Annotated in this window: 12 protein-coding genes and 1 pseudogene; 7 read left to right on the top strand and 6 right to left on the bottom strand. The window is 52.1% G+C overall.

All coding sequences use genetic code 11. From position 1 onward, the window contains the following. Nucleotides 1–506: 506 nt before the first annotated feature. Together AAYR33_05935 and AAYR33_05930 are read left to right on the top strand one after the other, a co-directional pair. Complete coding sequence (locus AAYR33_05935; protein ID XAO70630.1) at nt 507–944, top strand: hypothetical protein; 438 nt, start codon at nt 507–509, stop codon at nt 942–944. A gap of 358 nt (nt 945–1,302) precedes the next feature. Beyond that, complete coding sequence (locus AAYR33_05930) at nt 1,303–2,079, top strand: hypothetical protein (GenBank protein ID XAO70629.1); 777 nt, start codon at nt 1,303–1,305, stop codon at nt 2,077–2,079. Between the two features lie 33 nt (nt 2,080–2,112). Here the strand turns inward: AAYR33_05930 and AAYR33_05925 are convergent, their stop codons facing one another. After that, the gene (locus tag AAYR33_05925; protein XAO70628.1) at nt 2,113–2,493 is read right to left on the bottom strand and encodes a hypothetical protein; all 381 of its coding nucleotides are present in this window, start codon (nt 2,491–2,493) and stop codon (nt 2,113–2,115) included. On the opposite strand from AAYR33_05925, the gene AAYR33_05920 reads away from it, so the two are divergent. The 3 genes and pseudogenes from AAYR33_05920 to AAYR33_05910 all read left to right on the top strand — a co-directional run bounded on the left by AAYR33_05920 (nt 2,492) and on the right by AAYR33_05910 (nt 4,880). Continuing rightward, nucleotides 2,492–2,914 (top strand): hypothetical protein, encoded by a 423-nt coding sequence (locus AAYR33_05920; GenBank protein XAO70627.1) that lies wholly within the window; start codon nt 2,492–2,494, stop codon nt 2,912–2,914. The two genes, AAYR33_05925 and AAYR33_05920, sit on opposite strands and share 2 nt — an antisense overlap. Before the next feature lie 518 nt (nt 2,915–3,432). Next, a complete protein-coding gene (locus AAYR33_05915; protein ID XAO70626.1) occupies nt 3,433–4,122 on the top strand; it encodes a hypothetical protein in 690 nt (229 codons plus the stop codon). Between the two features lie 26 nt (nt 4,123–4,148). Beyond that, a pseudogene (locus tag AAYR33_05910) lies at nt 4,149–4,880 on the top strand (Hint domain-containing protein). A 543-nt stretch (nt 4,881–5,423) separates the two neighbouring features. Here AAYR33_05910 and AAYR33_05905 read toward each other — a convergent pair. Then, on the bottom strand, nt 5,424–5,771 hold the full coding sequence (locus AAYR33_05905; protein ID XAO70625.1) for a hypothetical protein: 348 nt from the start codon (nt 5,769–5,771) through the stop codon (nt 5,424–5,426). A gap of 419 nt (nt 5,772–6,190) precedes the next feature. Between AAYR33_05905 and AAYR33_05900 the strand changes: the two genes are divergently transcribed. Continuing rightward, a complete protein-coding gene (locus tag AAYR33_05900; GenBank protein ID XAO70624.1) occupies nt 6,191–7,120 on the top strand; it encodes a hypothetical protein in 930 nt (309 codons plus the stop codon). 242 nt (nt 7,121–7,362) lie between these two features. On the opposite strand, the gene AAYR33_05895 is transcribed toward AAYR33_05900, so the two are convergent. The 4 genes from AAYR33_05895 to AAYR33_05880 form a co-directional block, all read right to left on the bottom strand. Then, nucleotides 7,363–7,695, bottom strand: coding sequence for a hypothetical protein (locus tag AAYR33_05895; protein ID XAO70623.1), 333 nt, complete (start codon nt 7,693–7,695; stop codon nt 7,363–7,365). Between the two features lie 26 nt (nt 7,696–7,721). Continuing rightward, the gene (locus tag AAYR33_05890; protein ID XAO70622.1) at nt 7,722–8,477 is read right to left on the bottom strand and encodes a 2OG-Fe dioxygenase family protein; all 756 of its coding nucleotides are present in this window, start codon (nt 8,475–8,477) and stop codon (nt 7,722–7,724) included. A gap of 89 nt (nt 8,478–8,566) precedes the next feature. Then, a complete protein-coding gene (gene argJ, locus AAYR33_05885) occupies nt 8,567–9,802 on the bottom strand; it encodes a bifunctional glutamate N-acetyltransferase/amino-acid acetyltransferase ArgJ (GenBank protein XAO70621.1) in 1,236 nt (411 codons plus the stop codon). Nucleotides 9,803–9,945: 143 nt separating this feature from the next. Beyond that, the gene (locus AAYR33_05880) at nt 9,946–10,839 is read right to left on the bottom strand and encodes a peptidylprolyl isomerase (GenBank protein XAO70620.1); all 894 of its coding nucleotides are present in this window, start codon (nt 10,837–10,839) and stop codon (nt 9,946–9,948) included. Nucleotides 10,840–11,116: 277 nt separating this feature from the next. Between AAYR33_05880 and secA the strand changes: the two genes are divergently transcribed. Next, entirely contained in the window at nt 11,117–13,828 is a 2,712-nt protein-coding gene (secA, locus tag AAYR33_05875) for a preprotein translocase subunit SecA (protein XAO70619.1), read from the top strand. The last annotated feature ends 4 nt before the right edge of the window (nt 13,829–13,832 follow it).

Raw genomic sequence — 13,832 nt, 5'->3', positions numbered from 1 at the left:
ACGCGCTCAAAAAGCCATTTTTGAGAATTTCAGCGCTTCGGGCATTGAAGAGAGGCGAGACGCGGAAAAGTAAATGGAGTTGTGTTCTGCAATCTTCAGACAACAAAAATCTATTCTGGAAAAGCGAGGTTGCCCGATGGTTTACCATGGAAGGTTAACGAATATTTTGGAAAATTATCGACAATACAATAAATAAAATTCAGATTAGTGAAAATTTTATCGACAGTCATCATTGAAAATACGCGTTGCAATTATTAAAAATTTTCAATATAATCACATACATAAAATAATAAAAAAGATAGTGAAATGTCTGAAATAAAAAAATAAAAGAATTTACCTCGACTGTGCTCAAAGCAAAAATCACGGGACTTTCTGATGAAATCGCACGCGATTATCAGGATCGTACCGTCAAGATCACCGACCTAAACGCGGTATAAACGATTGATCTGAAAATTGAGGCCATTGAGGTTGACAAGACAACGACGATTTTCTCACAGAAAATCACCTTGGGTAAAGAGGTGCATATTGTGGGGCCGTTGAAAATTGATCGGCGACGCCAGCTTGCAATCAGCGGTGACGTAACCGGGCAACTGATCAATCCTGCGAATTTTAAAATCGAGTCGATCATGTCTTATGATGATTCATCGATGAGAACTTTGAGATTAAGTGTTTTCTTCGATGGTACGGACTGTAATGCCTATAATAGCGAGAAATATTTCAACCCCTTTACCTCGATCGGTGATTATCTGGAAAGTTTGATCGAGAGAGTAAATGACAGTATCGTACCGAAATCATATCGGTATTCGCTGCAGCTTAGTTACGTATCCGGTCTGTCAAATATCTGGAACCTTTATCGAAGCTTCACTGAAGGTCGCATTGATGAAAAGACCTATCAGGCGAAAACTTACGTCGAAGGCGCAGGTACAAAAAAAAGACGCGCTTGATTCAATGTTTACGATGGGCACAGGGTGGTCACCGCCCGTGGGACCGCAAACAGGGGTCATTGCCAAAACGGATGATGCTGTGCAGTAGATCAAAGATCTGCTCACCAACCTCGGGAATGATTTTGATCGCGTCGAATTATGCATCTTCGGTTTCAGCCGGGGTGCTGCTTCCGCACGCCATTTCGCAAACAGGATTGAGAAACAGGATCGCACACTTCTTTCCGCGTTTGACACTGCAAAATACGGCGCGCCGGAAGTTAGGTTCACCGGATTATATGACACGGTTGCGTCCATCCTGGCGCTCTCTCAAGGGGATATCGATGTCGGTGACAGTAAAACCGGCGATGTCGACATCTCAATGGATGACGCCATTGCCGGAGACGTATTCCACATCACAGCCGGTCATGAAGTGCAGGAAAACTTCTCGTCCAACCACGTCACACTTGTTTTCAAGAAGGAGCTGAAGCTTCCCGGTGTTCATGAGGATATTGGTGGCCTACTTCATGAGAAGGTGGAGGAGCGCATGTATCTCACGCAGATACTTTATAGTTCTTCCTGGCGGAAAATCGATAATAAGGACACATCCTCCTACAAAAAATCCAAGGAAGATCTGAGTAAGCTCCTTGACGTCGTGCATTGGGGGAAAATTTACGAGGCGTGCGGGATTTCCGTCTCATCGGAGGTGCGGGACCGACCTCTTAACTCCACGCTTTACGCGAATGCTGTCCAATTGCGGCGCGAGGCTGTTTATCCGGGGCTCAACTGCGTGTCCTTCCGGGCGATGCGTTATTACGCCGAGAAAATCGGGCTCGCTTTTGCCAAGCTACCGGGAGAGGATGTCGAGACCATTCCTGAAGATCTGCAGGATCTTCATGATCAGGCTTTGCAACAGATCGATCAATTGCTGGCTGGCGGCACGGCGACAAGTCTCGTGGATTATATTCCACCCGCTCTCGGTGCAAAATATGTCCATAATTCCGCTTTCTGGGACGAGGGCCCGAATGATCTGGTCGTCGACAAGACTGGGATCATCGATGACGCAACGTTCAATCTGTTGCTGATCAATTGCCCGCATGAGGGGAATGTGCGTCGCGAATTTAATGCAGACGGCAGCGTATACACTGATCCAACCTGATGATGGATGGACCGCACTTCAGGTGCGGTCCGATTAAAGAGACTTGAGTTTGACCTGAACGATTTCCTGAGAGCGCCATTTCCGTGCTCTAAGCGAACGTTCGGGCCGAATATGCTCCGTCAGCAAGGTCAGGGCATGGAAGTTGGCGCGGATGGGGCGGCCTGAGTCAGCATTCAGGATCCTGACAGTTAAAGTCCCGCCACAGGATAAATCTGAACATAAAAATTTGCGATTTCTTGATAAAGGTAACGTATCTTTTAGCAAGAGCGCTGCTGTAGAAAGCCACTGCGTCAAAAAGAAAAACCTGTCTCTGCGCCGTAAGTTTTCGACAGGACGACCACCATTTGCAACGGCGCCTTGATATGAGATCGCATTAGAAAAATATAAAAACATAGGGATGATTCTGAATTCCATGGGACCGAATCAAATTTACCTTATGATCTCCCTCGTAACCGCTTTGGCGCTTATCCTTATTTCCCTGCGCATGTTGCAAATTTTCAGACAACGAGGCGAAATGAGGAAGGCCACCCGGCTCACCCGGGAATGTTTCAGAGACATTGAAAGCCAGGCGCAACATTTGAGAACGCGCAGGGAACAGACATCGCGCGAGGGCCTCCCTTATTCAACCGTCGCCACCGGATGGGAAAGTGAGAAGAAGACGTTCATCTCCATCCATTTACGATCGAAATTGAAAGAGATCCGGTCCGAAAGTGACCGCGCGACCGCCGCGGAACAATGTTCGAAGTTCATCGAATTCATTGCGTCATCACCAGATGCGGATCTTGACGTGGAAGGCTCCGAAGTACCGGCCGCCAAGGTGCTTGCGCACTCCTGACCTGAAAGCGTGCGCCCGCCATTATGACCCTGGACGGACAGCGCGGCGTGTTATGACGACCTTCTCGTCAGCAATGAATCGTCACATATGACGGTATAATTTGTCCCGCCTGCCATAAATGCCTCTTTGGTGAAGATAATTGTTTTGAGAGGGTCGCGTATATTTGCGGCCGTGTCTGCGAACAGGCCGTCATGATAAGCGAAACGCACCATCCCGAAAATACAATTTCATTTCGCTTAACGGTTGGATAATGGCGCCTAATCGACCCAAATCGACCGTCTAATCTTGATATTGTTACGCACAAAGCTTTCGAAACCGCATAAGTAAACAGCATCATGCACCAATAAAAAAATTAAAACATTTTTCAAATTCCTAGAATTTCGAAAACTATCTGTTAATATCAATCACAAAGCGCAAAAATATCATTTCGTTACCAAAAAATGAATCATTTTTTAATAAAACTTACTGTAACTTTTCTTACCATGAATCTAATAGGCCCAGAAAATTTGGGTGACGCGATGACCGTCAAAGCGCTCAACCTGTCCGGCGGCACGACAAAAATCTCCGGTACGCTGACGTTTGACGGCTCATCACTGACGGCGGATTCAGGCGCTTCCATCGCATTTGAAGGTGGTTCGATCGTCCTGAAGCAAAGTGGTAGTTTCGACATTAAAAGCAATGTTTCCGTCTCCTCGAAAGGCGGCATGATTGATTTCGGCCAGTCGAATGCAGAGCTGGACTTCAGTAATGGCATGTCCGTGAAAGGTGTGCTGAACCTGAAGGGTGACGGCGTCGTCAAATTGTCCGGGACGGTTACAGGTGGACTGGCAAGCGACGTGATCAATGTCGGTGCGTCGGGGATCGTGAAGTTTGAAAATGGTTCCCTATGCACCGCCACGGTCGAAATTAGTGAGGAAGCCGCCAAGCTGGGTTGCACGGTTGGTTTTGAAGAGGCGTTCGAACCAACCGAGATGGAAACGCACATTAAAGTGGGGATCAAGAATTTTGGGGACGGGGTCAAACTCGATCTTAAAGGCCTGTCACTCAAAGGTGTGTCGATCAAGGAGGCTTATTATGAAGCAGGTAAGATCCACATCATTTATGATTACGTTGCGTCGCCCGAAAATCGCGGCGTTCCGCGGCACCATGAACTCATATTTGATAATGTTTCAGGGAAAACCTCAAGGATGGGCAGGATCTCACGGTAAATTCGGACGGTCACGGCGGCACGAACATTGAGACGTGCTTTCTGCCTGGCACACGGATTAAGACGCCGGAAGGCTGGCGCTTGGTTGAGGATCTGGCACCTGGCGACCTTGTGATGACCCTATGAGGATGGCACGTCACATCGCCCTCACCCGTGCGCTGGGTGGGTGAGGGCGATGTGACGTGCCGGGCGGATGTCCCCGGTGACCTTGCGGGCTACGCTGTGCGTATCGTCAAGGATGCTTTTGGCCCTGGTGCGCCGTTTGAGGACGTTCTGGTGACGTCGGAACATTGTGTTTTTGTGGATGGCGGGCTGATCCCTGTGCGTATGCTCGTCAATGGGGGTAGCATTGCCTATGAGCGTGAGATGCCGACATACCGTTTTCACCATTTTGAGACGGAGAAGCACGCGATTGTCAGTGTGGCGGGCCTGCATGTGGAGACATATCTGGATACGGGCAACCGAGCGCGCTTCAGCGCGGGGCATGGCGTTGTGGGATTGCGGCTGAAGACGGTGTCGGAGCTTGCGGCCCCGCTATTTGTGACGCGTGAGCAGGTGGAGCCTGTATGTGCGCGCCTTGCCGGGCGTGCGAGCCGGCCGTGTGATGTGATTAGTCCTTATGTGGATGACCGGCGTGTGCTGGGAGTGCTGGTGGGGGCGGTTCATCTGATAGGGCCGCAGCACATCATGGAGGTCACGCATCATTTCACCGATGATGCGTCGGGGTGGCATGGTATCGAGCACCCCGCCGCAAGGTGAACAGATGGATGCGCCGTCTTGAGGGTGCCCTCCTCTGAAGAACGTGGCAGCTTGGATTTTTCCTTGCATATTCAGTTATTGCAGGAAGGGCCTTATCTGACTGTCACGAAGGCCGATGTGACCCGGCAGGAAATCGCCGCGGCCTGACATCCGCCAAAGGCTTTGAGAAAAATGAGCGGCCCCGCGCGCATTCAGGGCCGATTTGCGGTTAGGTGGGCGTAAAAGCAAACGGCCCGTGCAGAGACGAGCAATGAATGCCGTGTTGACGACACGGCGTTATACGTTGATGCGGCCTTAATAAAAGGAACATGAAGAGAAGAAATCGGAAAAGAATACCGGATGTTACGAGAAATTTAAGTCTTTATATTTCTGAAGCCCGAAGCATTGCAGTTAAAATGCCGAACGTGAAATATCTTGATTGAACTGGCAAAAAAAAGTTAAAATAAATCATAACAACAATAATAATAAAGATATTTTTAAATGTAAAAACTAAAGAAAATTCGGGAATTTTCAGCTGTTGTCTATGATTCGGAAATTATAAACCTATCCGATGATATCATCCGCTTTTATACGGAATATTCCGTAAAAATACATGGGATTTACGCACAGAAAACGATCGATCTCAAAATCAAGACTGTCACAGATGGCCATGAAGACATCATCTTCGCGCAGGAATTTTCGCTGGGGGAAGAAACGCGCATCATCGGGCCTTTCAAGATTGGTCGCAAATGTAAGCTTTCCATTGGTGGGAAAGTCATCGGACACTGGAATCGCTGGGCCGACTGCAAAATTGAGTCGATTATGTCCTATGATGAAAGCGCCATGAAAACGTTGCGGATCGGCGTGTTCTTCGATGGGACTGGGTGTAACGCCTATAATAGCATGAAGCATCAGGCGTCTTTTTCCTCAGGTCCGCAATTCAGGCAGAGTTTATACGCTTTAACCGGCGATAGTGTCATTCCCAAAGCATATTTTTACAATAGAGAAACAAGTAAAGTCAGCTGCACAACGAATATCTGGAAGCTATATAAGAGCTTTCAAGAAGGCCAGATCGACAGCCATATTTACCAGGTCAAAACTTACGTAGAGGGTGCCGGTACGAAGGCGGGCGAGGCTGACTCCGTATTTACGATGGCGACGGGCTGGTCAGCGCCGTTCACCACCCAGACAGGCGTCATTGCCAAGACAGATGATGCGGTGCAACAGATCAAAGCCCTGCTGCAGGGTTGGAAGCCGATTTTGAACGGGTCGAACTCTGTCTTTTCGGCTTCAGCCGCGGGGCGACCTCTGCACGGCATTTTGCGAACAGGGTGGAAAATCAGGACCGGAATCTTCTCGCCGCGTTTGACACGCAGAAATATGGCGTGCCGGAGATCCGTTTTATCAGGTTGTTCGACAGTGTTGCGTCAATTCTTGCGCTTTCACAGTGGGATGTTGATGTGAGAGACAGCAAAACAGGTGACGTGAATATTGCTCTGGATGATGCTACGGCAGCCGACATATTCCATATCACCGCCGCACATGAGGCGCGGGAAAATTACTCCCTGAATCACGTGACGCCCGATTATGCCAAGGAGCTGCAATTGCCGGGTGTCCACTCCGATATTGGTGGCTTTTATCATGATATGCTGCAGGAAAAATTATATCTGACGCAAATCCTCTACAGCTCCTCGTGGAGTAAAATGCGCATTGAAAACACGACGTCCTATAAACTGACATCGGCGGAGCGCGATAAGTTACTGCGCCACGCGCATTGGGGAAAAATCTTCCAATGTTGCGATGTCACCGTGTCATCAGACGTGCTGGATCGGCCTTTTCTGACGACGCTTTACGCGAATGCCCTGCAGCTCAGACGTGACGCCGTCTATGCCGGGCTTGAACGAGTTTCATTTCAGGCGATGCGCTATTATTGTGAGCAGATCGGCCTTTCCTTCACTAAACTCCCGGATGACCTCCAGGACCTTCATCAAAAGGCCGTTCAAGAGGTCGATCGCATTCTTGACGGAAAGGAAGCGGCAAGCCTTGCCGATGCGCTTCCGCCGGAAGTGGCGGCGAAATATGTCCATAATTCGTCATTCTGGGATGAGGAGCCCACAAGTTGGGTCGTCTCTGATCACGGAATTATCGATGAGGTGACCTTCAACTTTCTACTCACCAACCGACCGCATGACAGTTATTTACGACGTGAATATCATGCTGACGGTAGTGTGTTTCCGACCGTTGCGCCAAAAGGTGGCTAAGCTGGGAAGCCTGGTCTCTCTATATCGAACGCATCGCATGACGCGATAGGAAATGGCCCGTATGGACGCGACGCTGTACTCGAAACGCGTCTTTAACCGCCTATCCGGGCCATTTCTCAGAAAAGTTCATCGGTCAAGCGGGTCTATATACTCGGTACCGTTCCAGATCCGCTTGCGCCCTTTGCTGAGACCGAGATCATAGAGCCCGTGATGGGCAGTTGGCAAAATGGTGATGTCGCCTGTCACGTCATTATAGACTTCGGTCCAGCGACCTTTTTCACCGAGAAAGATGGATGTCGCATAACCGATTGCAATTGCGTGAAAAGTACTTGCTGACGCTTTGAACGGCCCAGATCCGCCACGGTTACGAGGATGATCGGGTCATCATGATGACTGCGCGCATCCTTTATCGCCTCCGCATTAAGCTGCCGTGCGAGGCTTTCGATCGCCGGCGTTGCGGGCGTCGTGAGTGTCACTGATTTCGGTGCAGCCCGCGCTCCGACGGCATTCAGGGCCAGTGCACTGCTCCAGATGGCGCATAGCAGGAGGCTCCGGCGATAAAAAGATGATTGCAAAAGCTTTGACCTCTCATTTGATGTCATCAGGCGCGACGGATTGTGACAACCAGGACGTCGCGATGTCCCGGCGCGGAAGGATCGACCCGGGTGATGGGCGTCACACCATGATAGACCCGGTGATCATCAACGAATGCACTGTCTAACGGGTTGCGAAGGGTGAAGCGTCCGACTTCCTTCTTCGACAGATCATGGATTGATGTTTCGCCCTCCGCGACATTCTGTCGCGCCGCCATCATGACCCAGACCCAGTCAACACCATCTCGATGAAGCCCCTCCGGCGTCGGATTGCCTGTCCCTTCCTCCGCAACCTCGATCCGGAATTGATGCATTTCCGCATGCCATTTTTCAGGCTGGGCGGCGTCTGACGTCAAATCTGTGGCGAGATGATAGAGATTACGAAGGATTTTAAGCAGAAATGGGTTTCGTCCCGTTGCTTCCTCAACCGGGCTGAACCACCTCTGCACGCCGCCATTCAACGTATTATAGTCGCGGCTTTGGTAATGAGGCTGGTGCTGCTTGGCCGTGATATGTCCACGATGAAGCGAGAAAACCCCATAGCGGCGGCGGCGATAGCGACCCCCATCCGCCATGTAACGATCAAGCCCGAGATGGTTCCAGCTCTCCGCAAAACGGGGCCAGTCTTGCAGTTCCTGCGGGGTGAAGGTCGGTTTCATCTCCTGACCCGGTTTGAAAACGAACCCATCCCGGATAAGCGACTTCCTGATATCGTCCGGGAGACTCGGCTTCTGACCCGACGGGCGATTGTCTGGATGCGTCATGATGGCGGCTCCGACCTCATTGAAAACAGTGCTGCGCTGCACCCCATCCGCACCTTATGGAGCCGGGCCACGTGTCAAATCGCCCGAAATCAGCTGCGGTAGGAACCATTAATATCGACATAACCATGGGTCAGATCGCAACCCCAAATCCGCGCTGCTCCATTGCCAAGGCCGAGATCAATCTGAATGGTAACGTGGCGCTCATGCAGGTGCTTCTGAATGGGGGCTTCCTCATAACCCACAAGTAACATGCCGTTACGCGCGATCCAGTGACCGCCAATCCCGACGGAAAGCGTATCCCGATTGGCAGGCTCACCACTTTTCCCTACGGCCATGACGATCCGGCCCCAATTCGCATCCTCACCTGAAATTGCGGTTTTGACGAGGGGCGAGTTGGCGACAGACAGCCCGATACGCCTTGCAGAATGCGAGTCGACGCCGCCCGAGACATCAATTTCGATCAGCTTACTCAAGCCTTCCCCATCTTTGACGATCATAATGGCGAGTTCCTGCATCGTGTCCGCGAAGGCGCGGCGGAAATCGGCAAAAGATGGGTCATTCACGTCACGGATCTTGTCGTTTGCGGCGGCACCGGTCGCGAATGCGAGGACCATGTCCGAGGTGGACGTGTCGGAATCGACCGTGATGCTGTTGAAACTGGTTTCTATGTTGCTAGAGACGAGCGTCTGCAACGCGTCATGGCCAATCCGGGTATCCGTCGTGATAAAGGCCAGCATCGTTGCCATGTCGGGCGCGACCATGCCGCTTCCCTTGGCGATGCCTTGGATCGTCACCATCGTGTCGCCGATTTTCACCTGCTTGGACACGGCTTTCGGGAAGGTATCCGTCGTCATGATGGCACGGGCTGCGTCTTCCCAACCCTCAGCCGTGAGGCTGCTGAATAAACCAGGCAGAGCATCGGTGATTTTCTGAGTAGGTAAAATCTCCCCGATGACCCCTGTTGATGCCAGAAAAACCTCGGATGACGCACAGCTGATCAGCCGCGCGGCATGGGCGGCCGTGACCTGCGTCGCCTGCGCCCCCGCCCGCCCGGTAAAGACATTGGCATTGCCCGAATTAACGACCAGCGCCCGCGCATTACCGAGTGAAAGGCAGGCTTTGCACCAGTCAATCGGCGCCCCCGGGCAGCGGCTTTTCGTGAAGACTCCTGCAACCGACGTGCCTTTATCAAACACCATCATCATCAGATCAGGCCGGTCCATATATTTGATCTGCGCCGCCGACGCGCCGAGACGCACACCCTTGACCGGTATGAATGACGGCAAGGGGCACGCCAAAGGGGAGACGGAGGTAATATTGGCCATGATCTGGGTCCTTTTCTGCACTCTAAGAGAGTAAATCGTTGGGGACGGCGTTTCGCGGCGGCTGAATCAAAAGGGACCCGGCCCGACAATGCTGTCGTAAAAGCCGGGCCCCGATAAATATGGCTGAGATCGCCTATTCGAAATTATTTCGCCTTGGTCGGCGCCACAGCTTTGCCTTTATCGTCGTAATGGACGATTTTGACTTGCGACATGGCGTTCTGCACCACTTTCTGCACGTCTTCACGCACGAGCTGCTGACGGATTTCCTCCCGCACCTCATTCAAGGGCGGCACTTTCGCCTTGCGGCTGCCGAGAACTTCAATCACGTGCCAGCCATATTGCGTTTTAACCGGTCTCTGGCTGACGGTATTAGGCTTCATTTTGAAAGCAGCATCCGAGAAAGCCGGAAGCATGTCGGTTTTCTTGAACCAACCGAGATCGCCGCCACTCGCACCCGTGCCTTTATCGGTGGAAAGTTTTTTAGCCAGATCGGCGAAGTTTGCACCTTTTTTTAACTGGGAAATGACATCTTTCGCCTGCACTTCCGTCGCGACAAGGATGTGGCGCGCGTGGATCTCAATATCGTTTTTATGGGCTTCGTAATCTTTCTGATAAGCCTGCTGGATGGCGGCATCCGTCACCATCGGGCGGACTCTCTCGGAGAGATAGGCGTTCTGTAACGCGCTGTTTGCCGCGTTCTCCATCATGGCCTTGACTTCAGGCTTCTTGGCCAGCCCATCACGCTCTGCAGCGATCTGAACCGCTTTCTGGCTGATCATCTGGTTCGTCAACGCGCCGATGATCGTCTGGACAGGGAGGCGCTGCAATTGAGGGGGCAGGTTGGCAGCGGCCTGTCTGACCTCGTTAAGATAGATCTTCTCGCCATTAACGGAGGCAATAAGGGGGTTTTCATTTTCTTTTGCTGCGGGGACAGGCACTGTCGATTTCGCCGGAGCGGGCGCCGCGATAACCGAGGACGACAAAGCTGTGCTGGAAATGATCATGGCGCCAAGGAGCGCGGAGCGGATAAGCCGCATGTTGTTTAACCCTCAAAGAATTGCGTCGGTCGCGGATTATGAAGGCTTTGAGGTAGCATAACAAGACGCGGCGGCTAAATAATCGTAATTTAATAAAACCCCCTCCCAGGCGGGAGAACGCGGCCAGCGCGCCTTTCAACAAGGTTGCAGGGGGTAAGAAGCCGCGACATCGGACTTGACCTGGTAAATGCAGGTGTTGGCGATAGATGGTGTTGGTGTTAGAATCTCTCGCCTTGTTTCTGAAGTCGTTCAGCTTCTGGTTGTCAAAAGGACTATTATGTTCGGATCTCTCGCCCGTGCGCTTTTTGGTACCGCAAATGAGCGTTCGCTCAAAGCCTTTCAGCGGCGTGTGCCCGAAATCAATGCCCTTGAGCCCCAGATGCAGGCCTTGAGTGACGACGCTTTGCGCGTCAGGACGTATGATTTCCGTGCGCGGATCACCGCCGGGGAGGCACCGTCGAAAATCTTGCCGGAAGCTTTCGCCGTTTGTCGCGAGGCATCCCGGCGTGTGCTCGGCATGCGGCACTTTGATGTGCAGCTTGTCGGTGGTATGGTGCTGGATGCCGGCAAAATTGCCGAAATGCGCACGGGTGAGGGTAAAACCCTCGTCGCAACCCTCGCTGCTTATTTCAGCGCCCTTCAGGGCAAGGGTGTACATGTCGTCACGGTCAATGACTATCTTGCGCGTCGCGATGCAGAGGAGATGGGTCGGCTTTATGGTTTTCTGGGCCTCAAAACCGGCGTGATCGTCTCCAACATATCGGATGAGGAGCGTCGGGAAGCTTACGCGGCTGACGTCACATACGGCACAAATAACGAGTTCGGCTTCGATTATCTGCGCGATAATATGAAATATGGCCTCTCAGAGATGGTGCAGCGGCCATTTTATCATGCCATCGTCGATGAGGTGGATAGTATCTTGATTGACGAGGCCCGGACGCCCCTGATTATCTCCGGCCCGACCGACGACACGTCGGAACTTTACCGCGCCGTCGATGTGGTGGTCGCAGAACTGGTCAAATCAGCTCAGCATTATGAAAAAGATGAAAAAGCGCGTTCCGTTATTTTGACGGAGCAGGGCGCGGATGCGGTTGAAGACGCCCTGCGCGATGCTGGTGTCCTGTCAGATGGCGGGTTGTATGACCTGCAAAATGTCGCGGTCACGCATCATGTGCAGCAATCCCTGCGGGCTTATACGCTCTACCAGCGTGATGTCGAATATATCGTGCGGGATGGCAAAGTCGTTATTATTGACGAGTTTACCGGCCGCATGATGGATGGGCGGCGATATTCCGATGGGCTTCACCAGGCACTGGAAGCCAAGGAAAAAGTTGAGATTGAGCCTGAAAACCAGACTCTGGCCTCGATCACCTTTCAGAATTATTTTCGCCTCTATCCAAAATTATCAGGCATGACCGGCACGGCCATGACGGAAGCGGATGAATTCGCCGAGATCTACAAGCTTGATGTCGTGGAAATCCCGACCAATGTCCCGGTCGCCCGTATCGACACAGATGATGAAATTTATATCACCGCGCGAGAGAAATTTGATGCGGTGGCCGATCTCATCTCCGAAGTTGCGGCGACGCGCCAGCCTGTCCTTGTCGGCACGACATCCATCGAAAAAAGTGAGCATCTCTCCGCTCTGCTCAAAAAACGTGGCGTGCCGCATCAGGTGCTGAATGCCCGTTTCCATGAGATGGAATCGCAGATCGTCGCGCAGGCCGGGGCGTCCGGCTCCATCACCATCGCTACCAACATGGCGGGGCGCGGGACGGATATCAAACTGGGCGGTAATGTCGAGATGTTGATCAAGCAGCAGATCGCCGCCATTGAAGATGAAAATGAACGCGCCGCGCGTGAGGCTGATTTGCGCGCCAAAGTGGCGGAGGACCACGAGCGCGTCAAATCCCTGGGGGGACTCTTCGTTATCGGCACAGAGCGCCATGAAAGCCGACGGATCGATAATCAGTTACGCGGACGTTCCGGCCGTCAGGGTGATCCGGGCTACTCACGTTTCTTCCTGTCACTGGAAGATGACCTCATGCGCATTTATGGCGGTGAGAAAATGGGGTCACTCTGGAAGAAACTGGGTATGAAAGAGGGGGAGGCGATTGTTCATCCCTGGCTCAATAAAGCGCTGGAGCGCGCGCAGAAAAAAGTCGAGGCCCGCAATTTCAACCTGCGTAAAAATATCCTCAAATATGATGATGTGATGAATGATCAGCGCAAGGAGGTCTATCAGCATCGGCGTGAATATATAGCGATGGAGGATGTCTCCAGTGTGATTGAGGAAATGCGCGCCCATGCGATCGAGGATGCGGTCGCGGCGCGTATCCCTGAAAAATCCTTCCCCGAACAATGGGAAAGCGCGGATCTTGAAACGGATCTGCATCAACTTCTCGTCCTCGATGTCCCGGTTCAGAATTGGGCGCAGGAGGATGGCGTGGATCGGGATGTCGTTTCCGCACGGGTGGAAGAGCAGGCGACGCAATCCGCCGCTGCCCGCGCCGCCAATATCGGCCCCGCTTTGATGCGCAGCATCGAAAAGCAGGCCCTGCTGACGACATTTGACTCCGTCTGGAAGGAGCATCTCCATGCCCTTGACCGGATTCGTGAAGGGATCGGCCTCCGCGCCTATGGACAACGTGACCCGTTAAATGAATATAAGCATGAGGCTTTTAACCTCTTCTCCAATATGCTGGATGAGTTACGGTATCGGACAATATCCACACTTTCCCGCATTGAAATTCTCTCCCCGCGTGAGGCAGAGGCTTTTGCGGAGACGCGACAGGATGTATTTGGCGCTCAGATGACCTTTGCGCATGATGAGGTCATCGGGGTGGATGGCAATGTGGTGCCGCGGATGGATAAGGACCCGTCGCCCGAGATTTTGTCGTTCAACGCGATGGAAGAAACGCCACGTAACGCGCCGTGCCCCTGCGGGTCCGGCAAGAAGTTTAAACATTGTCACGGTCGATTGGCGTGACACG

The sequence above is a fragment of the Acetobacteraceae bacterium genome, from assembly GCA_039613835.1.
Taxonomy (GTDB): domain Bacteria; phylum Pseudomonadota; class Alphaproteobacteria; order Acetobacterales; family Acetobacteraceae; genus Sorlinia.
The sequence above is the reverse complement of the archived record's forward strand: the minus strand, read 5'-3'. Positions and strand labels throughout refer to the sequence as shown.